This is a genomic window from Streptomyces sp. ADI95-16 (assembly GCF_003721495.1).
Classification (GTDB): Bacteria; Actinomycetota; Actinomycetes; order Streptomycetales; family Streptomycetaceae; genus Streptomyces; species Streptomyces goshikiensis.
Genome location: NZ_CP033581.1, coordinates 5,409,513 through 5,429,302, shown reverse-complemented (window position 1 = coordinate 5,429,302; position 19,790 = coordinate 5,409,513). Strand labels below are relative to the sequence as shown.

At 71.9% G+C, this 19,790-nt stretch carries 20 protein-coding genes; 11 read left to right on the top strand and 9 right to left on the bottom strand.

Going from position 1 to position 19,790, the window contains the following annotated elements; translation table 11 throughout:
* Positions 1–29: 29 nt before the first annotated feature.
* Both EES41_RS24400 and EES41_RS24395 read right to left on the bottom strand, forming a co-directional pair.
* A complete protein-coding gene (locus tag EES41_RS24400; RefSeq protein ID WP_123080320.1) occupies positions 30–1,100 on the bottom strand; it encodes a family 2 encapsulin nanocompartment cargo protein polyprenyl transferase in 1,071 nt (356 codons plus the stop codon).
* A gap of 51 nt (positions 1,101–1,151) precedes the next feature.
* On the bottom strand, positions 1,152–2,561 hold the full coding sequence (locus EES41_RS24395; RefSeq protein ID WP_123080319.1) for a family 2B encapsulin nanocompartment shell protein: 1,410 nt from the start codon (positions 2,559–2,561) through the stop codon (positions 1,152–1,154).
* Between the two features lie 224 nt (positions 2,562–2,785).
* On the opposite strand from EES41_RS24395, the gene EES41_RS24390 reads away from it, so the two are divergent.
* From EES41_RS24390 to EES41_RS24375, 4 genes are all read left to right on the top strand, one after another.
* Positions 2,786–3,241: an Rrf2 family transcriptional regulator gene (locus tag EES41_RS24390; protein ID WP_123080318.1), complete on the top strand. Its 456-nt coding sequence runs from the start codon at positions 2,786–2,788 to the stop codon at positions 3,239–3,241.
* Between the two features lie 133 nt (positions 3,242–3,374).
* Positions 3,375–4,571 carry a globin domain-containing protein gene (locus tag EES41_RS24385; RefSeq protein WP_123080317.1) on the top strand — a complete coding sequence of 399 codons (1,197 nt, stop codon included), beginning with the start codon at positions 3,375–3,377 and terminating at the stop codon, positions 4,569–4,571.
* A gap of 179 nt (positions 4,572–4,750) precedes the next feature.
* Positions 4,751–5,341: an N-acetylmuramoyl-L-alanine amidase gene (locus EES41_RS24380; protein ID WP_174261729.1), complete on the top strand. Its 591-nt coding sequence runs from the start codon at positions 4,751–4,753 to the stop codon at positions 5,339–5,341.
* A 37-nt stretch (positions 5,342–5,378) separates the two neighbouring features.
* Entirely contained in the window at positions 5,379–6,266 is an 888-nt protein-coding gene (locus EES41_RS24375) for a 1-aminocyclopropane-1-carboxylate deaminase/D-cysteine desulfhydrase (RefSeq protein ID WP_123080316.1), read from the top strand.
* A gap of 48 nt (positions 6,267–6,314) precedes the next feature.
* Here EES41_RS24375 and EES41_RS24370 read toward each other — a convergent pair whose 3' ends face one another.
* Positions 6,315–7,895, bottom strand: coding sequence for a Na+/H+ antiporter (locus tag EES41_RS24370; RefSeq protein ID WP_123080315.1), 1,581 nt, complete (start codon positions 7,893–7,895; stop codon positions 6,315–6,317).
* A 64-nt stretch (positions 7,896–7,959) separates the two neighbouring features.
* Here EES41_RS24370 and EES41_RS24365 point away from each other — a divergent pair, with 64 nt between their 5' ends.
* The 3 genes from EES41_RS24365 to EES41_RS24355 all read left to right on the top strand — a co-directional run bounded on the left by EES41_RS24365 (position 7,960) and on the right by EES41_RS24355 (position 9,848).
* On the top strand, positions 7,960–8,220 hold the full coding sequence (locus EES41_RS24365; protein ID WP_073773126.1) for a UBP-type zinc finger domain-containing protein: 261 nt from the start codon (positions 7,960–7,962) through the stop codon (positions 8,218–8,220).
* Between the two features lie 213 nt (positions 8,221–8,433).
* On the top strand, positions 8,434–8,847 hold the full coding sequence (locus tag EES41_RS24360) for an anti-sigma regulatory factor (protein ID WP_008741530.1): 414 nt from the start codon (positions 8,434–8,436) through the stop codon (positions 8,845–8,847).
* 11 nt (positions 8,848–8,858) lie between these two features.
* Positions 8,859–9,848, top strand: a complete 990-nt coding sequence (locus EES41_RS24355; protein WP_254211787.1) for an RNA polymerase sigma factor SigF — start codon at positions 8,859–8,861, stop codon at positions 9,846–9,848.
* 9 nt (positions 9,849–9,857) lie between these two features.
* On the opposite strand, the gene EES41_RS24350 is transcribed toward EES41_RS24355, so the two are convergent.
* The gene (locus EES41_RS24350; protein WP_250570004.1) at positions 9,858–10,253 is read right to left on the bottom strand and encodes a hypothetical protein; all 396 of its coding nucleotides are present in this window, start codon (positions 10,251–10,253) and stop codon (positions 9,858–9,860) included.
* Between the two features lie 174 nt (positions 10,254–10,427).
* Between EES41_RS24350 and EES41_RS24345 the strand changes: the two genes are divergently transcribed.
* Together EES41_RS24345 and EES41_RS24340 are read left to right on the top strand one after the other, a co-directional pair.
* Complete coding sequence (locus tag EES41_RS24345) at positions 10,428–11,393, top strand: diacylglycerol kinase family protein (protein WP_123080313.1); 966 nt, start codon at positions 10,428–10,430, stop codon at positions 11,391–11,393.
* 319 nt (positions 11,394–11,712) lie between these two features.
* Complete coding sequence (locus EES41_RS24340) at positions 11,713–11,970, top strand: WhiB family transcriptional regulator (RefSeq protein ID WP_004937597.1); 258 nt, start codon at positions 11,713–11,715, stop codon at positions 11,968–11,970.
* Positions 11,971–12,129: 159 nt separating this feature from the next.
* Here the strand turns inward: EES41_RS24340 and EES41_RS24335 are convergent, their stop codons facing one another.
* Both EES41_RS24335 and EES41_RS24330 read right to left on the bottom strand, forming a co-directional pair.
* The gene (locus EES41_RS24335; RefSeq protein WP_123082670.1) at positions 12,130–13,599 is read right to left on the bottom strand and encodes a sensor histidine kinase; all 1,470 of its coding nucleotides are present in this window, start codon (positions 13,597–13,599) and stop codon (positions 12,130–12,132) included.
* 384 nt (positions 13,600–13,983) lie between these two features.
* On the bottom strand, positions 13,984–14,577 hold the full coding sequence (locus tag EES41_RS24330; protein WP_123080312.1) for a TetR/AcrR family transcriptional regulator: 594 nt from the start codon (positions 14,575–14,577) through the stop codon (positions 13,984–13,986).
* Between the two features lie 84 nt (positions 14,578–14,661).
* Here EES41_RS24330 and EES41_RS24325 point away from each other — a divergent pair, with 84 nt between their 5' ends.
* Positions 14,662–15,423: an SDR family oxidoreductase gene (locus EES41_RS24325; protein WP_123080311.1), complete on the top strand. Its 762-nt coding sequence runs from the start codon at positions 14,662–14,664 to the stop codon at positions 15,421–15,423.
* Positions 15,424–15,589: 166 nt separating this feature from the next.
* Positions 15,590–16,375: a glucosamine-6-phosphate deaminase gene (gene nagB, locus EES41_RS24320; protein ID WP_123080310.1), complete on the top strand. Its 786-nt coding sequence runs from the start codon at positions 15,590–15,592 to the stop codon at positions 16,373–16,375.
* Positions 16,376–16,440: 65 nt separating this feature from the next.
* Here the strand turns inward: nagB and EES41_RS24315 are convergent, their stop codons facing one another.
* The 3 genes from EES41_RS24315 to EES41_RS24305 are packed head-to-tail and all read right to left on the bottom strand — an operon-like array spanning position 16,441 to position 19,788.
* The gene (locus EES41_RS24315) at positions 16,441–17,934 is read right to left on the bottom strand and encodes a glycoside hydrolase family 3 protein (RefSeq protein ID WP_123080309.1); all 1,494 of its coding nucleotides are present in this window, start codon (positions 17,932–17,934) and stop codon (positions 16,441–16,443) included.
* Positions 17,935–17,941: 7 nt separating this feature from the next.
* The gene (locus tag EES41_RS24310; RefSeq protein WP_123080308.1) at positions 17,942–18,790 is read right to left on the bottom strand and encodes a carbohydrate ABC transporter permease; all 849 of its coding nucleotides are present in this window, start codon (positions 18,788–18,790) and stop codon (positions 17,942–17,944) included.
* Positions 18,787–19,788 (bottom strand): carbohydrate ABC transporter permease, encoded by a 1,002-nt coding sequence (locus EES41_RS24305; RefSeq protein WP_123080307.1) that lies wholly within the window; start codon positions 19,786–19,788, stop codon positions 18,787–18,789. Before EES41_RS24305 ends, EES41_RS24310 begins: the two co-directional genes overlap by 4 nt.
* Positions 19,789–19,790: the final 2 nt, after the last annotated feature.

The following is a 19,790-nucleotide window of genomic DNA, read 5'->3' as shown; positions in this document are numbered from 1 at the left end:
CGCGCCGCCGCCGGACGCGTCCTACGAGGTCACTTGGTGCGGCGCGTGACGAACTCCGCCAGCGCCAGCAGCCCGCCCGCCGCCGCGAGGTCGGGAACGGCCCGGGACAGCTGCTGCACCGCCCGGCCCATCCGGTCCGCGGCATGGGCCTGCGCCCAGTCGCGGCCGCCGGCCCGCTCGACCGCCGCGGCCGCCGCGTGCACGTCGTCCCCGGTCATGGGGCCGGCGTACAGCGCGGCCAGCTCCTTGCCCGCCGTGGTGCCCGAGGTGAGGGCGGCCACGACCGGGAGGGACTTCTTGCGGGCGATCAGATCGGCCCCGGCGGGCTTGCCGGTGTGCCCCGGATCCCCCCAGATGCCGATCAGGTCGTCGATCAGCTGGAAGGCCAGCCCGGCCTCCCGCCCGAAGGCGTCCATCGCGTCGACCTCGTCGGGCCCGGCGCCCGCGTACAGCGCACCGAGCGCGCAGGCGCAGCCCAGCAGGGCCCCGGTCTTGGCCATGGCCATCGTCAGGCACTCGTCGAGCGAGACGTCCGGGCGCTGTTCGAAGGCGCAGTCCGCCTGCTGGCCGGCGCACAGCTCGATGATGCAGGTCGCCAGCCGGGCCGAGGCGGCGGCCGAGGCCGGATGCCCGTCCTGGACCAGCAGCCGCAGCGCGAGCGCGAGCATGGCGTCGCCCGTGATGATCGCGTCCGGCGTCCCGAAGACGGTCCAGGCCGTGGCCCGGCCGCGGCGCCGGACGTCCTTGTCGATGACGTCGTCGTGCAGCAGCGTGAAGTTGTGCGCCAGCTCCACGGCCACCGCCGCCCGTACGGCGGCCCGTACGCCGTCCCCGTCCCGGGCGCCGGTGTCCGCCGCCCCCCGCAGGGCCTGGGCCCCGGCGAGGACGAGGGCGGGCCGGATGGCCTTGCCCGCGTTGCCCGCCGCCGGGGTGCCGTCCGCGTGCTCCCAGCCGAAGTGGTACATCGCGACGCGCCGCATCGAACCGGGCAGGCTCTCGACCGTCCGGCGCAGTTCCGGATTGACGGCGTCTCTCGTCCGCTCCAGCAGGGCCGCGGCTTCGTGGCCCTCGCCGGTCGTGATGGTCTCAGTGGTCGCCATGGCGTGTCCCGTGTGTCCTTTGCGTCCGCTCCCGCGTCCCGGCCGGCCGGCTCAGCGCCAGCGGCCGATCTCGACGTTCTCCAGGACGCCGAGCGCGTCCGGCACGAGGACCGCGGCGGAGAAGTAGGCGGTGACCAGGTAGGAGATGATCGCCTGCTCACTGATCCCCATGAAGCGGACCGACATGCTCGGCTCGATCTCGTCCGGGATCCCGGGCTGGTGGAGGCCGACGACTCCGGACTCGTCCTCACCGGTGCGCATGCAGAGGATGGACGTCGTGCGCGCGTCGGTGATCGGGATCTTGCTGCTCGGGAAGATCGGCACGCCGCGCCAGGACGGCACCCGGTGGCCGCCGACGTCGATCGACTCGGGGTACAGGCCGCGCCGGTTGCACTCGCGGCCGAAGGCGGCGATGGCCTTGGGGTGGGCGAGGAACATCTTGGAACCGCGCCGCATGCTGAGCAGCTGGTCCATGTCGTCGGGGCTGGGCACACCGTCGTGCGGCTGGATGCGCTGGTCGTAGTCGGCGTTGTGGAGCAGGCCGAAGTCGGTGTTGTTGAGCATCTCGTGCTCCTGGCGCTCCCGCAGCGCCTCGACCGTGAGCCGCAACTGCTGCTCGGTCTGGTTCATCGGCTGGTTGTACAGGTCGGCGACGCGCGTGTGCACCCGCAGGACCGTTTGTGCGATGGAGAGTTCGTACTCGCGCGGCTTGGCCTCGTAGTCCACGAAGGTGCCGGGCAGGACGGCCTCGCCCTGGTGGCCGGCGGAGAGGTCGATCGCGGCCTCGCCGTACTTGTTGGTCCGCTGGGCGGGCAGCGACCGTACGGACTCGACGTGCGCGCGCAGGGTGTCGACGCGGTCGGCGAGGAGCTGGAAGTCCTGGCGGGACAGTACGAGGGCGGTGCCGGAGGTGGCGGCGCGGGCGGTGTACTCCCAGATCGCCTCCTCGTCCACGAGGGAGTCCTCGCCGAAGTAGGCGCCGTCGGCGACGGTCCGCAGGACCGCGTCCTCGCCGTAGGGGCCGGGGCCGACCTGGTCGACGCGGCCGTGGGCGAGCAGGAACACCTTGTCGGAGGGGCTGCCGAAGGAGGTCAGCTCCTGGCCGGCCGCGAAGTCGAGCTGCTGGCACCGCGCGGCGAGCTCGGTGAGGACGTCGAGGTCCTCGTAGGAGCGCAGCAGCGGGAGCTCGCCGAGCTCGGCCGGGATCACCTGGACCTGGGTCCCGGTCTTGATGAACTCCACGCGTCCGTCGCCGACCGAGTAGCTCAGCCGCCGGTTGACCCGGTAGGTGCCGCCCTGTACCGACACCCACGGCAGCATCTTCAGGAGCCACCGCGAGGTGATCTCCTGCATCTGCGGCGCGGACTTCGTCGTGGTTGCCAAGTTCCGTGCGGCCGAGGTCGCGAGACTGCGCTGCGGCGGAGACTGGGCCTCGGTTTCGGAACCTGCCTGGACCGACATGTATTTCCCTTTCGATCACTCCATGGGTCTGCGGGGCCAGCCTTCAGCACACGGCGTGGTGGGACCATTACACAAAAGGGTGGGACTACTCCGTGTGGGTCTGGGCACTCTTTGGGGTCAGCTCCCGCACCCCCGGTCCCCTGAGCCCCACCGGTTTCAGCCATCCCACTCCAGCCACCGCCTTTAACTTGCAAGACAGATGCAACTTTCCGTACGGTGACGCCATGCGGCTGACGCGATTCACCGATCTGGCGCTCCGCGTCCTGATGCGCCTGGCCGTCGCGGACGCGGACCTCCCCACCACGCGCGACGTGGCGGCGACCATGGAGGTCCCGTACACGCACAGCGCCAAGGTGGTGGCCAGACTGCGGCACCTCGGCCTGATCGAGGCGCGGCGCGGCCGCGGCGGAGGGCTCGCGCTCACCGCCGCCGGGCGGGCCGCCTCGGTGGGCGGGGTGGTCCGCGAACTGGAGGGCGCCGGCGACGTCGTGGACTGCGACGGCGCCGTGCCCTGCCCGCTGCGCGGCGCGTGCGTCCTGCGCGGCGCGCTGCGCGGGGCCCAGGAGGCGTTCTTCGCCGCCCTGGACCCGCTGACGGTGAACGACCTGGTGGCGGCCCCGACCGGGCCGCTGCTGCTGGGCATTTCGAGCGGCCCGCCGGGGCGGACCGAAGGCCACTGACCCCGGGCCGGGTGGCCGGTTCCCGCTGCCCGGACCCCAGGGCTCGAACAGGTGCCCCCATCCCCTCACGCACCTCCTGCGCACCCAAAAATACGCATTTCAGATTCCAATTAACGCGACCGAGGAGTTCCGCATGCTGTCGGAGAAGTCGACCGAGACCGTACGAGCCACCCTGCCCGCCGTCGGCGCGGCCATCGGCGACATCGCGGAGCTCTTCTACGCGAAGCTGTTCGCGGCCCACCCGGCCCTGCTGCGCGACCTGTTCAACCGAGGCAACCAGAACTCCGGAACCCAGAAGCAGGCCCTGGCCGGCTCCATCGCCGCCTTCGCGACCCACCTCGTGGCCCACCCCGGCACCCGCCCCGACGTGATGCTGAACCGGATAGCCCACAAGCACGCCTCGCTCGGCATCACCCGCGAGCAGTACGAGGTCGTCCACCGCCACCTCTTCGAGGCCATCGCGGAGATCCTCGGGGAGGCCGTCACCCCCGAGGTCGCCGAGGCCTGGGACCAGGTCTACTGGCTGATGGCGGGCGCCCTCGTCGCCATCGAGGACCGCCTCTACGCGGAGCGGCGGGTGCTCGCGGGCGACGTCTGGCGCGACTGGCGGATCGCCGCCCGGACCGAGGAGACGGCCGACTGCGCGACCTTCCACCTCACCCCGGCCGACGGCGCCCCCGCCCCCGCCTTCGCGCCCGGCCAGTACGTCTCCGTACAGGTCGAACTCCCCGACGGCGCCCGGCAGATCCGCCAGTACAGCCTCTCCCGCTCGCCCGGCTCCACGGTGCGCGCGATCACCGTCAAGCGGGTCCACGGCCCGGCCGCGGCGGGCCCCGACGGCGAGGTCTCCCACCACCTCCACACCCGCGTCCGGACCGGCGACACCCTGCGCGTCTCGGCCCCGTACGGCGACCTGGTCCTGCGGGACTCCGGCGCGCCGGTGCTGCTCGCCTCCGCCGGGATCGGCTGCACCCCGATGCTGTCGATGCTGGAGCACCTGGCCGACACCGGGCACGCCGCGCCCGTGACCGTCCTGCACGCCGACCGCTCCCCCGCCGACCACGCGCTGCGCGGCGACCACCGGAGCCTGACGCACAAGCTGCCGGACGCCTCGGCCCGGTTCTGGTACGAGGCGGACGCCGAGCCGGGCGACTCCCACGGCCGCCTCGACCTGACGGACGTCCCGGTCGCGCCCGGCACCACCGCGTACCTGTGCGGGCCGCTCCCGTTCATGCGGGCCGCGCGTGCGCAGCTGCTGGCCAAGGGGGTCCACGGCGCGGACATCCACTACGAGGTGTTCGGCCCGGACCTGTGGCTGGCAGCCGGGTGACCCCCGCGGCGGGCGAGCCGGCCGGGGCGGCCGGTACGGCAGGTACGGCCGGTACGGGTGTCCGGATCGGCTCGCACGGCGTACGACTTCACTAGCGGCGGAAGGATCGCCTCCACTACACCGGTACGTAACGGAGTGACCACGAAAGGTCACCACCACGCACCGCAAAGGAGGCGGTCATGGCCGCACCCATGTCCGCGGACCGGTTCATCAGCGCACTGCGGCACGAAGGCCTGACCGTCGCGGAGGTCGGCGCCTGGCGCACTCACAACCGCAACCACAAGGGCCCCTGGGGCCCCGTGCACGGGGTGATGGTCCACCACACCGTCACGCACGGCACCGGGTACACCGTCCGGCTCTGCCGCGAGGGCGACGAGGACCTGCCCGGCCCGCTCTGCCACGGCGTGATCACCAAGGACGGCCGCGTCCACCTGGTCGGCTACGGCCGCGCCAACCACGCGGGCGCGGGCGACTCCGACGTCCTGGCGGCGGTGATCGCGGAGAAGCGCCTCCCCGTGGACCACCGCGCCGACACCGACGGCAACCGGCACTTCTACGGCTTCGAGTGCGAGAACCTCGGCAACGGCGAAGACCCCTGGCCGACGGTCCAGCTCGACGCGATCGCCCGCGCGGCGGCCGCGCTGTGCCGCGTGCACGGCTGGACCGCGCGCTCGGTGATCGGCCACCGCGAATGGCAGCCCGGCAAGATCGACCCCAGGGGCTTCACGATGGACGCGATGCGCGTTCGCGTCGCGGAGCGCCTGAAGTAGCGCGGCGGCCGGGCCGGGCTCCGCCGACAATGGGCGGGTGAACCCCTTGCAGCCCCGGCCGCCGTCCCCGCTCGTCGAAGTCACCGACGAGCGGTTCGCCGCGCGCGGGGTACGGCTGCTGCTGAAGCGGGACGACCTCGTCCATCCGGAGCTGCCCGGGAACAAGTGGCGCAAGCTCGCGCCGAACCTGCGGGCGGCGGTGGAGGGCGGCTTCCCGGCGCTGGTGACGTTCGGCGGGGCGTACTCGAACCACCTGCGGGCCACGGCGGCGGCCGGGCGGCTGCTGGGCCTCCCGACGATCGGCGTGGTCCGCGGGGACGAGCTGGCCGGGCGGCCGCTGAACGAGTCCCTCGCGCGGTGCGCGGCGGACGGCATGCGGCTGCGGTTCGTCTCCCGGGCGGAGTACCGCCGCAAGGCCGAGCCGGAGGTACTGACCCGGCTGCTCGCCGGGGCGGGCGCGGCCGGGGCGTACGTGGTGCCGGAGGGCGGCAGCAACGCGCTGGCCCTGCGGGGCTGCGCGGAGCTGGGGCGGGAGCTGCGGGGCGCGGCGGACGTGGTCGCGGTGGCCTGCGGCACCGGCGGCACCCTCGCCGGCCTGGCGGCGGGCCTCGGCCCGGGCGGGCGCGCGCTCGGCGTGCCGGTCCTGGCGGGCGGCTTCCTGGGGGCGGAGATACGTTCCCTCCAGCTGGCCGCGTTCGGCGCTCCTGCGGGCGACTGGAGCCTCGCGGAAGGCTTCCACCACGGCGGCTACGCCCGCGTCCCGGCGGAGCTGGAGGCGTTCGCCGCCGACTTCGGGGCCCGGCACGGCCTCCCGGTCGAGCGGATCTACGTGGCGAAACTGCTCTGGGCCCTGACGGAACTCACCCGCTCCGGCGCCTTCCCCCCGGGCACCACCGTCGCCGCCGTCGTCACGGGCCGCCCGTAGCCCCCCCGGCCCCCGGCGCCCGGCCCCCGGCCTCCCGGCCCGGAGGGGCTACGAGGACTCCTCGCGGTAGGCCGCCGCTTCCTCCAGGTCCAGGCGGCGCAGGAGGGCGCGGAGCATCTCGTCGTCGATCTGGCGGCGGTCCCGGAGGGTCACGAACACCTCCCGCTCGACCTCGATCATCTCGCCCGCGAGCCTCCGGTACACGTCGTCCGCCGACTCCCCCGTCACCGCGTTGACCTCGCCGAGCCGTTCCCACACCGCGTTGCGCCGGCGTTCCAGTACCGTCCGCAGCCGGTCCGCCAGCGGTGGCGGCAGGTCGTTGCCGGGGTCCGCGAGGAGTTCCTCCAGGCGTTCCTCCGCCGCCCGCGAGGCCTCGCTCTGCGCCTGCGCCTCCGCGAGGGTCTCCGCCTGCACGTCCCGCTTCGGCAGCCTCAGCACCCGGATCAGCGGCGGCAGCGTCAGCCCCTGCACCACCAGCGTCGCGATGACCGTCGTGAACGTCAGGAAGAGGATCAGGTTCCGGTGCGGCACGCTGATCGGCACGGAGAACGCGATCGCCAGCGAGACCACGCCCCGCATCCCCGCCCAGCCCACCACGACCGGCGCCTTCCAGTTCACCTCCGGTTCGCGCCGCCGGACCCGCTCCGACAGCACCCGCGGCAGGAACGTCGCCGGGAACACCCACACGTACCGGGCCACCACCACGACGAGGAACACCGCGACCGCGTACCAGGCCGCGTCCACCCCCTGGTACTCGCCCAGCCCCTTCATCACCACCGGCAGCTGGAGTCCGATCAGCGCGAAGACGACCGACTCCAGGATGAAGGCGACCATCTTCCAGACCGCCGCCTCCTGGAGCCGCGTCGCGAAGTCGACCTGCCAGTTCCGGTGCCCCAGGTACAGCGCGACCACGACCACCGCCAGCACCCCGGAGGCGTGCACCCGCTCGGCCGCCGCGTACGCCACGAACGGGATCAGCAGCGACAGCGTGTTCTGCAGCAGCGGCTCGCGCAGCCGCTTGCGCAGGTGGTGGATCGGCACCATCAGCAGCAGGCCGACGCCGACGCCGCCCACCGAGGCCAGCAGGAACTCCGCGATGCCGCCCGCCCAGCCGGCGCTCGTCCCGATCACCGCCGCCAGCGCCACGTTGTACGCGGTGATCGCGGTCGCGTCGTTGACCAGCGACTCACCCTGGAGGATGGTCGTGATCCGGTTCGGCAGCCCGAGCTTGCGGGCGATCGCGGTCGCCGCCACCGCGTCCGGCGGCGCGATCACCGCCCCCAGCACCAGCGCCACCGGCAGCGACAGCCCCGGCACGATCAGGTACGCCGCGTACCCGACGGCCACCGTCGCGAAGATCACGTACCCGACCGACAGCAGCGCGACGGGCCGGATGTTCGCCCGCAGATCCAGGTACGAACTGTCCACGCCGGCCGTGTACAGCAGCGGCGGGAGCAGCAGCGGGAGCACGATGTGCGGGTCCAGGGCGTACGGCGGCACGCCGGGGACGTACCCGGCGATCAGCCCGGCGGCGACCAGCAGCAGCGGTGCCGGCACCGGCGTCCGGCGGGCCACTGCCGCCACGACGGCACTGCCGGCGACCAGCGCCACCAGTGGCAATACCTCCATCGAAGATCACCCTCGCTCGATTTCATCCGACTGGGCACGCCCGTACCTCAGTACGCTGGCCATCATGAGCGAGTGCACCCATGTTCCCGAACTGCCGCGCCCCGAGCCTGTCCCACGTGGGCAGACCTGTCCGGATTGTCTGGCGCTCGGAAGCCACCCGGTGCAACTGAGGCTCTGCCTGTGGTGCGGGTACGTGGGGTGCTGCGACTCCTCCCCCCACCGGCACGCCACGGCGCACTACCAGGAGACGGGCCATCCGGTGATCCGGAGCTTCGAACCGGGCGAGACGTGGCGGTGGTGCTTTGTCGACGGTTCGATCGTCTGAGGCGGGGTAGTTCAACCCTCCGCCGGTTCCCCTGATTTGGGCCCCGCAGACCCCTAGCCACTGTGCGTGCCCATGGGCTTACCATCAGTCACTGACAGAGGCATGGCCGTCCTGGGCGCTCCTTTCGGGTGCCATGAGGGGTGCCGCGACACGATCGACCGGATCGCGGTAGCGTCACCGGCGAACAGAGCTCGTACCACCTTGGAGGTGAGGGTGTCCCAGATCGCAGGCGAGCCCGGGACCCAGGACTTCGTGGAAGTCCGGCTGCCGGCTGCGGGTGCCTACCTGTCTGTGCTGCGAACGGCCACGGCCGGACTCGCGGCACGTTTGGACTTCACTCTCGACGAGATCGAGGACCTCCGCATCGCGGTGGACGAGGCCTGCGCGATCCTGCTCCAGCAGGCCGTGCCGGGCTCCGTCCTCAGCTGCGTCTTCCGGCTGGTGGACGATTCGCTGGAGGTGACCGTCTCGGCACCGACCACCGACGGCCGCGCACCGGAACGCGACACGTTCGCGTGGACGGTCCTTTCGGCCCTGGCCGGCAAGGTCGAGGCCACCGTCGAGGAGAACCGGACAGTGAGCATCAGCCTCTACAAACAGCGCGGCGCGGGACCAGGCCCGGCGTGAGCGGCGGGGAGATCCCGGTGCGGGGCGGGGATCTGCCCCGGGTACGGCACGAGGTCGACGGCGGCATCCCGGAGCAGCAGCACGCCCGGCCGCACCCGGCCGACGCGGATGCGGAATACGGCTTTTTGGACTCGGCGGAGCGACGGGCGGGCCCTATGAGCGAGAACCAGCACGACCAGCCAGAGTCACCGGAGGCCGCTGCCACGGCCCCGGTGGCACCGGCGCCGCCCGTGGCGGTGCCGGATCCGCGCGACCGCAGTGGCGCGCGGGCCCTGTTCTTCGAGCTGCGGGAGCTGCCCGAGGGCTCGGTGGAGCGCGCGGAACTGCGCAACCGGCTCGTCCGGATGCACCTGCCGCTGGTCGAGCACCTGGCGCGGCGGTTCCGCAACCGCGGCGAGCCGCTGGACGATCTGACGCAGGTCGCGACGATCGGCCTGATCAAGTCGGTGGACCGGTTCGACCCGGACCGCGGCGTCGAGTTCTCCACGTACGCCACCCCCACGGTGGTGGGAGAGATCAAACGGCACTTCCGCGACAAGGGCTGGGCGGTGCGCGTGCCCCGGCGCCTTCAGGAGCTGCGGCTCTCGCTGACGACGGCCACGGCGGAACTGTCCCAGCAGCACGGCCGCTCGCCGACGGTGCACGAGCTGGCGGAGCGGCTCGGGATCTCCGAGGAGGAGGTGCTGGAGGGGCTGGAATCGGCCAATGCCTACAGCACCCTGTCCCTGGACGTCCCGGACACGGACGACGAGTCCCCGGCGGTCGCGGACACGCTGGGCTCGGAGGACGAGGCGCTGGAGGGCGTCGAGTACCGGGAGTCCCTCAAGCCGCTGCTGGAGGGGCTGCCACCGCGGGAGAAGCGGATCCTGCTGCTGCGGTTCTTCGGGAACATGACCCAGTCGCAGATCGCGCAGGAGGTCGGCATCTCGCAGATGCACGTCTCCCGCCTGCTGGCCCGGACCCTGGCCCAGCTCCGGGAGAAGCTCCTCGTCGAGGAGTAGCCGTAGGGGCTATCGGGTCCGCTCGCCGGGCCCGATTCCCAGTGCCTCGGTCGCCGTCGGGTTCACCAGCAGGGCCACGACGGCCACGGCCGCCAGCGCCAGCCCCACGGCGGCGGCGGCCATCGCCCCGCCCGTGGTCCACAGGGTCCACGCCACCGGGAGCGCCATCAGCTGGGTGATCAGCGCCGGGCCTCGGCTCCAGCGGCGGCCCAGGCGCAGCCCGCGGGCCGCGATCAGCGGCAGCGCGGCGAGCGCGAGCAGGGTCACGCCCCCGGTCTCGGCCTGCTGCGGGGAGTCGGGGTCGCCGGCGATGCCCACGAACAGCATGTAGACGCCGAGGCCGGCCAGTGCCAGGCCCTCCAGCGCGGTGAGCACGGCGGCGGCGGTCAGCCGGCCGGGCAGCAGCGCGGCAGCGGTACCGGCGCTCGCACCGGTCGCACCCTTCGCTTCGGTCGCTTCGGTCGCGGGGGCATTCGAGGCAGGCTTCTTACTCACCCCAGCAGGGTAGCCGCGCCCCGCCGGCCCGGGAGGGGACGGCCAGTATGGGTCGCCCGTGGACGGGTGGGTAGGCTGGCGCTCATGCGTGCACTTCTCGTGGCCAACCCAGCAGCGACCACCACCAGTGCGCGCACGCGTGACGTCCTGACCCACGCCCTGGCCAGCGAGATGAAGCTGGAGGCGATCACCACCGAGTACCGCGGCCACGCCCGGGACCTCGGCCGCAAGGCGGCCCTGGAGGGCATGGACCTGGTGGTGGCGCTCGGCGGCGACGGCACCGTCAACGAGGTGGTGAACGGGCTGCTGCACGACGGGCCCGACCCGGACCGGCTGCCGAGGCTGGCGGTGGTCCCCGGCGGCTCCACCAATGTGTTCGCCCGCGCGCTCGGACTGCCCAACGACGCGGTCGAGGCGACCGGCGCCCTGCTGGACGCGCTGCGGGAGCGGCGTGAGCGGACGGTGGGTCTGGGCCTGGCGGCCGGCACCCCGGGCACGGCGGACGAGTCGGTTCCGGAGCGCTGGTTCACCTTCTGCGCGGGCTTCGGCTTCGACGCGGGTGTGGTGGGGCGGGTCGAGCAGCAGCGGGAACGCGGCAAGCGTTCGACGCACGCCCTCTATGTACGACAGCTCGTGCGCCAGTTCCTGGAGGAGCCGAACCGGCGGCACGGCACGGTCACGCTGGAGCGCCCCGGCGAGGATCCGGTGCCGGATCTGGTGCTGTCCATAGTCTGCAACACCTCGCCGTGGACATACCTGGGCAATCGTCCCCTGTATGCCTCTCCCGACGCGTCGTTCGATACCGCACTTGACGTATTGGCGCTCAACCGTTTGTCAACTCCGGCGGTCGCCCGCTACGCGACACAGCTCCTGACCTCGACTCCTGAGCGTGGTCCGCACGGCAAGCATGCGGTGTCTCTGCACGATCTGACCGACTTCACCTTGCATTCGAAGGTTCCGCTTCCGTTCCAGATGGACGGAGACCACCTCGGTCTGCGCACCAGCGTTCGGTTCACAGGCGTTCGCCGTGCACTGCGTGTGATTGTGTGAGTGGAAGGGCCGAAAGTCCTTTCACTCGAACGTATACACGTCGGTCCACCCCTAGGAAGTAGGGCTGTGACCTAGTAGACACCGACGAATCAAAAAAAACTTTCCGGAAGGGGTTGTATCCCCGTCCGAGGTTTGCGAATCTCTACATGGCGATCGGGACAGCCCGCACAACCCGGCACCCACACAGACCGCCAGAACCCCACCACGAATCACGGACCGCACCAGGAAACTGGGCGTCGGCCCTTCCCTCACGAGGGGATTCGTGAAAGCGTTCACATTCACAAGCAACCTGCCCGCAATACAAGGAGATGGAGCAGCCATGGACTGGCGTCACAACGCCGTTTGCCGCGAGGAAGACCCGGAACTCTTCTTCCCCATCGGCAACACCGGTCCTGCGCTGCTGCAGATCGAGGAAGCCAAGGCCGTCTGCCGCCGTTGCCCCGTCATGGAGCAGTGCCTGCAGTGGGCGCTCGAGTCCGGTCAGGACTCCGGCGTCTGGGGCGGTCTCAGCGAGGACGAGCGCCGCGCCATGAAGCGCCGCGCCGCTCGCAATCGGGCGCGCAACGCCACCGCCTGACATCGACTTTCGAGCCTCGAGCCGCAGCGCGTAGTACCTGACAAGCGCTCAGCAACGTGCTCTTGAGCCCCGGACCGAGAACCTTCGGTCCGGGGCTCAGTGCTGTGCGGGGTCCGTCGACGACACCGGCCGGTCACCCTGGGTGACCGGCCCCGCGGGTCATTTCTGCGGGCTGGCCGGGATGTCGAGGACGACCTTGGTGCCGCGCGGCTCCATCCGGAGCATGTCGAACGTTCCGCCGAGCTCTCCCTCGACGAGGGTCCGTACGATCTGCAGCCCGAGGTTGCCGGCCCGCTGCGGGTCGAAGCCCTCGGGCAGACCGCAGCCGTCGTCGATCACCGTGATCAACAGGCGGGCGTCGGCGCGGCCGGCGCCGGAGCGGGACGCGGTCACCTCGACGGCGCCGCCCTCCCCCTGGGTGAAGGCGTGCTCCAGGGCGTTCTGCAGGATCTCGGTCAGCACCATCGACAGCGGGGTGGCGATCTCCGCGTCCAGGATCCCGAAGCGGCCGGTGCGCCGGCAGACCACCTTGCCCGGGGAGATCTCCGCGACCATCGCGATCACCCGGTCGGCGATCTCGTCGAACTCGACGCGCTCGTCCAGGTTCTGAGAGAGCGTCTCATGCACGATCGCGATCGAACCGACGCGGCGCACGGCCTCGTTGAGCGCCTCGCGCCCTTGAGGAGAATCCATTCTCCGGGCCTGGAGCCGCAACAGTGCGGCCACCGTCTGGAGGTTGTTCTTCACCCGGTGGTGGATCTCCCGGATGGTCGCGTCCTTGGTGATCAATTCACGTTCGCGACGGCGCAGTTCCGTGACGTCGCGGCAGAGCACGAGGGAGCCGATCCTGGTGCCCTTGGGCTTGAGCGGGATCGCCCGCAGCTGGATGACCCCGCCGTTGCCCTCGACCTCGGTCTCCCGGGGTGCCCAGCCGCTGGCGAGCTTGACGAGCGCCTCGTCGACGGGGCCTCGGGAGGGGGCGAGCTCGGTGGTGGTGGTGCCCAGGTGCTGGCCGACCAGATCGGAGGCGAGGCCGAGCCGGTGGTAGGCGGAGAGCGCGTTCGGGGACGCGTAGGTGACCACGCCGTCGGCGTCGAGACGGATCAGGCCGTCGCCGACGCGCGGCGACGCGTCCATGTCGACCTGCTGGCCGGGGAACGGGAACGAGCCCGCCGCGATCATCTGGGCGAGGTCGGAGGCGGACTGGAGGTAGGTCAGCTCCAGCCGGCTCGGTGTACGCACAGTGAGCAGATTGGTGTTCCGGGCGATCACTCCCAGGACCCGGCCCTCGCGGCGGACGGGGATCGACTCGACGCGGACCGGCACCTCCTCGCGCCACTCCGGGTCGCCCTCGCGCACGATCCGGCCCTCGTCGAGCGCGGCGTCGAGGAGCGGACGGCGGCCGCGCGGCACGAGGTGCCCGACCATGTCGTCCTGGTACGAGGTCGGACCGGTGTTCGGGCGCATCTGCGCGACCGAGACGTACCGGGTGCCGTCGAGGGTCGGAACCCACAGCACGAGGTCGGCGAAGGAGAGGTCGGAGAGCAGCTGCCACTCCGAGACCAGCAGGTGGAGCCACTCCAGGTCGGTTTCACTGAGAGCGGTGTGCTGGCGTACGAGGTCGTTCATGGAGGGCACCCGGCGAGCGTACCCCGGGTACGGGCCATGACTTTCCCCACGGCGCATACTCAGGAGTATCCAGGATGGCCGGAACCCGCGTACTGTTGGAGAAAGTGACGGCAACGAAGGCCTTGTCATTGGATGGACAGAACAGATTGGTCTAGTCCACAATTGCTTTAAGCTTCCGCCCTCCCCGCACAGGAGGACGGATCGAGGTAAGCCGCGCGCTCTGCCCTGACCGCGCAGGCACCTCCCAACCGGCCGCCGGGAACCGCACACCCTGTGGCCGTTAGTACTCCGGGCTACGGTGCCGGGCGGGCTGAGGGTCCCGCCTTGGCACCGTGGCCCAGAGGAACGTGCGGCCCCCCCTCCTCCGCTCTTCCGCCGGTTCCGCTACGCGGGCCAGGCCAGCAGAGCGAGCTCCGCCACCGCCTCCAGCTCCGCCCGGGTCGCCCCGTCGCGCGACTGCTGTGACATCCCCTGGAGCACGGCCCCCGCATAGCGCGCCAGCGCCCGCGCGTCGGTGCCGGCGGCCAGCGCGCCGGCCGCCACATCGGCCCGGATCCGGCTCTCGAACATCGCCAGGTTGTCCTCCCGCCGCCGGCGCAGGGCTTCGGCGACTTCCGCCGAGGTGGTGTTGGTGCCGGCGCTGATCACCAGGCAGCCCGGCGGGTGGGCCGGGTCGGTGTAGATCTCGGCGGCCTCGCGCAGGATCCGGCCCACGGCCGCGCGGGCGGTGGGCTCCTCGGCGAGCGCCACGGCCGCGAAGTCCGCGTACCGGCTGCCGTACACGACGACGACCTCGTCGAAGAGCTTGCGCTTGTCGCCGAAGGCGGCGTACAGGCTGGGGGCGCCGATCCCGAGTTCCCTGGTCAGATCGGAGATCGAGGTCGCCTCGTAGCCGCGCTCCCAGAAGGCGCGCATGGCCGTGTCGAGGGCGGCGTCGCGGTCGAAGGAGCGGGGCCTGCCGCGCTGTCCGGTCACCATGCACTGATTCTATAGCGGTCGCTATGGAATCTGGTACGGTCCCTTTCTGTAGCGACCACTAGACATTACGGAGGGGGGCGCGTCATGGGCGTGCTCAAGGGCAGGACGGCGCTGGTCACGGGCGGCAGCCGGGGAATCGGGCGGGCGATCGCGGAGCGGCTGGCGCGGGACGGGGCGCGGGTCGCCGTCCACTACGGGCGCGACACGGCGGCCGCGGAGACGGTCGTCGCGGGCATCCGGGCCGAGGGGGGCGAGGCGTTCGCGATACGGGCGGAGCTGGGGGTGCCGGGGGACGCGGAGGCGCTGTGGGCGGCGTACGCGGCCGATCCACTGGCCACGGAGGGGGTGGACATCCTGGTCAACAACGCGGGCGCGCCGCACTTCGGGGGGATCGCGGACACGGACGAGGCCACGTACGACCGGGTCCACGCGCTGAACGCCAAGGCCCCGTTCTTCGTGATCCGGCACGGGCTGGCGCGGCTGCGGGACGGGGGCCGGATCGTGAACGTGACCGGCACCCCGGACATCGCCCTGCCGGCGATCCTGGCCACGATCGCGGCGAAGGGGGCGGTGAACGCGCTGACGGTCTCACTGGCGGCGGAGCTGGCGCCACGGGGGATCACGGTGAACTCCGTGGGCCCCGGCATCACGGACACCGATCTGAACGCGGGCTGGCTGGCCGATCCGGGGGCCCGGGCGCACGCGGCGTCCCGCTCGGTGTTCGGCCGGATCGGCGGCCCGGAGGAGGTCGCGGACGTCGTGGCCTTCCTGGCCTCCCCGGACTCCCGCTGGATCACGGGCCAGCACCTCTCCGCCACGGGCGGCCTCCAGTTGTCCCTCCTCTGAACCCCTCGCCGCCGCGCGGCGGGTCGCGCGGCGGCGAGGCTCCACAGACGGGCGACGGGGGGCCGATGGGATCACCATGGAAGGGGGCCGCGTTCGGCCGGAAGGGGGACGGCTCTGCTAGATTGGTCTATACCATACCGCCACTCTCCAGATCGGCAGGCCCCGCGTGGAAGTTGTCATCGTCCCGGACGCCAAGGCAGGCGGCGAGCTCATCGCGGAGGCCATGGCCGCCCTGGTCCGCCGCAAGCCCGACGCCCTGCTCGGCGTGGCGACCGGCTCTACCCCGCTGCCCGTCTACGAGGCCCTCGCCGCCAAGGTCAAGGCCGGCGCGGTCGACGCGTCCAAGGCCCGCGTCTGCCAGCTCGACGAGTACGTCGGCCTGCCGCCGGGGCACCCCGAGTCCTACCGCTCCGTCGTCCTGCGCGAGGTCGTCGAGCCCCTCGGGCTGACCGAGGCCTCGTTCATGGGACCCGACGGCGCCGCCGCCGACGTCCAGGCGGCCTGCGAGGCGTACGACCGGGCGCTCGCCGCCGCCGGCGGCGTGGACCTCCAGCTCCTCGGCATCGGGACCGACGGGCACATCGGCTTCAACGAGCCCTGTTCCTCCCTCGCCTCCCGCACCCGCATCAAGACGCTGACCGAGCAGACCCGCGTCGACAACGCCCGTTTCTTCGACGAGGACATGGACCAGGTCCCGCACCACGTCATCACCCAGGGCATCGGCACCATCCTCGACGCCCGCCACCTGGTCCTCCTCGCCACCGGCGAGGGCAAGGCCGAGGCCGTCGCGCAGACCGTCGAGGGCCCGCTGTCCGCGCTGGTCCCGGCCTCCGCGCTCCAGCTGCACCGGCACGCGACCGTCGTCGTGGACGAGGCGGCCGCCTCCAAGCTGAAGCTGGCCGGCTACTTCCGCCACACCTACGCCAACAAGCCTTCCTGGCAGGGCATCTAACCGCACGCCGGTACGGAGGAAGGGCCGGGCTCCCCGCGGGGAGCCCGGCCCTTCCTCCGTACCGGCTACGCCCCGGCGACCCCGGCGATGACCTCCGCCGCCGCGCGCCCGCACACCCGCGACGCCCCGTGCGTCGCGATGTACAGCGCCCCCCTCGGCTCGGCCCGCGGCAGGCCCATCTCGACGACGACCGTGTCCGCCCGGGCCTCGACCAGCGCGTCCACCGCCTTCGTCATCCACGGGTGCCGGTGCGCGTCGCGGACCACCGCGACGACCCTGCGGTCCCCCGCGGCGGCCAGGACGTCCCCGGCGGTGGCGCCCTCCGGATAGACCCCGGAGCCGGTCCCCGGCACCAGCGCGGCCAGCTCGGCGGCGACCCCCCACGGGGTCTCGTCGCCGACCGCGATGTTCGCGACCGGCGCCAGCGTGGCCACGTACGGGGCCCCCGCGAGCGGCGCCGCCGTGCCCGACACGGTCACCGCGCGGCGGGCGGCCTCCAGGCCGATGCCGGGCGCGCCGCTCCCCTCCGGCCGCGCGCCCCGCCCGGCCCGCCGCGCCCACTCGGCCAGTACGCGTACCCGCGCCGCGGCCTCGGCGAGCCGCTCCTCGGGCAGCGACCCCTCGCGCACGGCCGCGACCAGGGCGTCGCGCAGCCGCAGGACGGTGGCCTCGTCGGCGAGCCCGCCGCCGACGCAGATGGCGTCGGCGCCGGCCGCGATGGCCAGCACCGAGCCGCGCTCGATGCCGTACGTCCCGGCGATGGCGTTCATCTCCATGCCGTCGGTGACGATCAGGCCCTCGTAGCCGAGCTCCTCGCGCAGCAGACCGGTCAGGATCCGCGGGCTGAGGGTGGCCGGCCGGGTCGGGTCGAGGGCGGGCACCAGGATGTGCGCGCTCATGACGGCCTTGGTGCCCGCCTCGATGGCCGCGCGGAACGGGACGAGTTCGCGCGCCGTCAGGGTGTCGAGGTCCACGTCGATGCGGGGCAGCGCGTGGTGCGAGTCGACGTTGGTGTCGCCGTGGCCCGGGAAGTGCTTGGTGCAGGCGGCGACGCCGGCGGCCTGGAGGCCCTCCACGTACGCGGCCGTGTGCCGGGCGGCGAGCCGGGTGTCGGCGCCGAAGGACCGTACGCCGATGACCGGGTTGTCCGGGTTGGAGTTGACGTCCGCGGAGGGGGCCCAGTTGAGGTTGACCCCGCACTCGGCGAGGCGGCGGCCCAGCTCGCGGGCGACCTCCCGGGTCAGGCCGGTGTCGTCGACGGCGCCGAGGGCCAGGTTGCCGGGGAAGGACGAGCCGCCCCGCACCTCCAGGCGCGTGACGTCGCCGCCCTCCTCGTCGATGGCGACGAGTACCTCGTCCCGCTCGGCCCGCAGCTGCGCGGTGAGCGCGGCGAGCTGCTCCGGCGAGGCGATGTTGCGGCCGAACAGGCCGACGGCGGTGAGGCCTTCGCCGACCTGGCGGAGCAGCCAGGCGGGGGCGGTGGTGCCCTCGAAGCCGGGCTGGAGGACCGCGAGGGCGTCGCGGGTCAGGGTGTCCGAGCGGTGCGCGAGGACGGTCATGACGGCGTCATCCCTTCACGGCGCCGGCGGTGAGGCCCGCGGCCATCTTGCGCTGGACGATGAGGAAGAGGACGACGATCGGGATCGCCATCATCGTGGAGCCGGCCATCATCGGCGCGAACTCGGTGCCGTTCTTGGTGGTGAAGTTGCCCAGCCAGACGGTGGCGGTCTGGTTCTGCTGGCTCATCAGCATCAGGGCGTAGAGGTACTCGTTCCACGCCTGGATGAACCCGTAGACGGAGGTGGCCACCATGCCGGGGGCGAGGAGCGGGAAGACCACGCGCAGGAACGCGCCGGTCGGGGTGCAGCCGTCGACCTGGGCGGCCTCCTCCAGCTCCTTGGGGATGTTCACGATGAAGCCGCGCAGGGTCCACACCGTGAAGGGCAGGATGAAGGTCAGGTACGTGATGATCAGGCCGGTGAGCTTGTCGTACTGGCCGAGGTCGTTCAGCAGCAGGAAGACCGGGATGATCATCGCGACGAGCGGGACCATCTGGACGGCGAGGATGCCGACGATGACGATCTTGCGGCCGCGGAAGGCGAAGCGGGAGATGGCCAGGGCGGCCAGCAGGCCGACGGCGATGCCGATGACGACCACGACGAGGGAGACGATCAGGCTCCGGCCGACGGGACCCCAGAAGTCGGATATCTCCAGCGCGCGCCGGAAGTTGTCCAGCGTGAAGGTGCGCGGGAAGAACTGCGGGCTGGGGTCGATCGCGTCCTTGGCGGGCTTGAACGCCGTGTTGAGCATCCAGTAGACCGGGAAGCCCACGACGGCGAAGACCAGCAGGCCGATGACGTTCCAGCCGAGCCTGGACGTGCCGCCCTTGCGGGTGGACGGGGTGGTGACGGTCATTCCACCTCTCCGATCTTGAGCATCTGGCGCATGTAGACGGCGACCACCCCGAGCAGCAGCAGGACGGTCACGAGGGCGATCGCGGAGCCGCCCGAGTAGTCGTTGACCACGAAGGCCTGCTGGTACGAGTAGGTGGTCAGCAGCTCGAACTCGGCCTCGGGGTTGCCGCCCCGCATCACGAACACCTGAGGGAAGACGCCCATGTCCCAGATGACCGAGAGGGTCGTCAGCATGACGATGATCGGCTTCAGGATCGGGAGGGTGACGTGCCGGAACACCCCGATGGCGCCCGCCCCGTCGAGCCGGGCGGCCTCCTCCAGCTCCTTGGGCACCTGGGTGAGGCCCGCGCTGAGGGTGATGACGACGAAGGGCACCGCGCCCCAGACCACCAGCAGCATGATCACCATCAGGCCCTGGGGGCCGCTGGCGAACCAGTTGTGGCCGATCATGTCGACGCCCGGGAGGCGGCTCATCAGGTAGTTGAGGACGCCGTAGTCGGCGTCGAAGAGCCATTTGAAGACGGCGGTGGCGACGATGATCGGCATGCCCCAGCTCGCCACGAGGGCGATGCTGATGAGCGCCTTGACCACGCCGGAGACCTTCTGCAGCAGCAGGGCGATCAGCATGCCGATGACCATGGTCAGGACGACCGCGCCGGCCGTGAAGACGACGGTGCGCAGGACGACGGCCCAGAACACGCCGTCGCCGAGGATCTTGGCGAAGTTGTCGAAGCCGACGAACTCCGCGTCCTTGAAGCCCCACAGCTCGGACTTGCCGAAGCTCTGGAAGGAGAGGGACACCAGTCTGTAGAGCGGGTACCCCATGACGAGGACGATGACCAGCAGGCACGGGGCGAGCAGCAGCCAGGGGGTCGCGACGGCCCCCTTGCGGGCCCGCTTCCCGGCCGCGCCCGTGCTGCCCGTCCCGGCTCCGGGTCCGGTGGACGTCTTCTGCTTCGCCGGCGGCAGGTCGGCGGTGGTTGTCTGTGCGGCACTCATCG

Bases quoted from the DNA above. Each gene is read 5' to 3' on its own strand.
- EES41_RS24400 (WP_123080320.1), bottom strand. From the start codon at position 1,100: ATGGCGACCACTGAGACCATCACGACCGGCGAGGGCCACGAAGCCGCG.
- EES41_RS24395 (WP_123080319.1), bottom strand. From the start codon at position 2,561: ATGTCGGTCCAGGCAGGTTCCGAAACCGAGGCCCAGTCTCCGCCGCAG.
- EES41_RS24390 (WP_123080318.1), top strand. From the start codon at position 2,786: ATGCGGCTGACGCGATTCACCGATCTGGCGCTCCGCGTCCTGATGCGC.
- EES41_RS24385 (WP_123080317.1), top strand. From the start codon at position 3,375: ATGCTGTCGGAGAAGTCGACCGAGACCGTACGAGCCACCCTGCCCGCC.
- EES41_RS24380 (WP_174261729.1), top strand. From the start codon at position 4,751: ATGGCCGCACCCATGTCCGCGGACCGGTTCATCAGCGCACTGCGGCAC.
- EES41_RS24370 (WP_123080315.1), bottom strand. From the start codon at position 7,895: ATGGAGGTATTGCCACTGGTGGCGCTGGTCGCCGGCAGTGCCGTCGTG.
- EES41_RS24365 (WP_073773126.1), top strand. From the start codon at position 7,960: ATGAGCGAGTGCACCCATGTTCCCGAACTGCCGCGCCCCGAGCCTGTC.
- EES41_RS24345 (WP_123080313.1), top strand. From the start codon at position 10,428: ATGCGTGCACTTCTCGTGGCCAACCCAGCAGCGACCACCACCAGTGCG.
- EES41_RS24340 (WP_004937597.1), top strand. From the start codon at position 11,713: ATGGACTGGCGTCACAACGCCGTTTGCCGCGAGGAAGACCCGGAACTC.
- EES41_RS24335 (WP_123082670.1), bottom strand. From the start codon at position 13,599: ATGAACGACCTCGTACGCCAGCACACCGCTCTCAGTGAAACCGACCTG.
- EES41_RS24330 (WP_123080312.1), bottom strand. From the start codon at position 14,577: ATGGTGACCGGACAGCGCGGCAGGCCCCGCTCCTTCGACCGCGACGCC.
- EES41_RS24325 (WP_123080311.1), top strand. From the start codon at position 14,662: ATGGGCGTGCTCAAGGGCAGGACGGCGCTGGTCACGGGCGGCAGCCGG.
- EES41_RS24315 (WP_123080309.1), bottom strand. From the start codon at position 17,934: ATGACCGTCCTCGCGCACCGCTCGGACACCCTGACCCGCGACGCCCTC.
- EES41_RS24310 (WP_123080308.1), bottom strand. From the start codon at position 18,790: ATGACCGTCACCACCCCGTCCACCCGCAAGGGCGGCACGTCCAGGCTC.
- EES41_RS24305 (WP_123080307.1), bottom strand. From the start codon at position 19,788: ATGAGTGCCGCACAGACAACCACCGCCGACCTGCCGCCGGCGAAGCAG.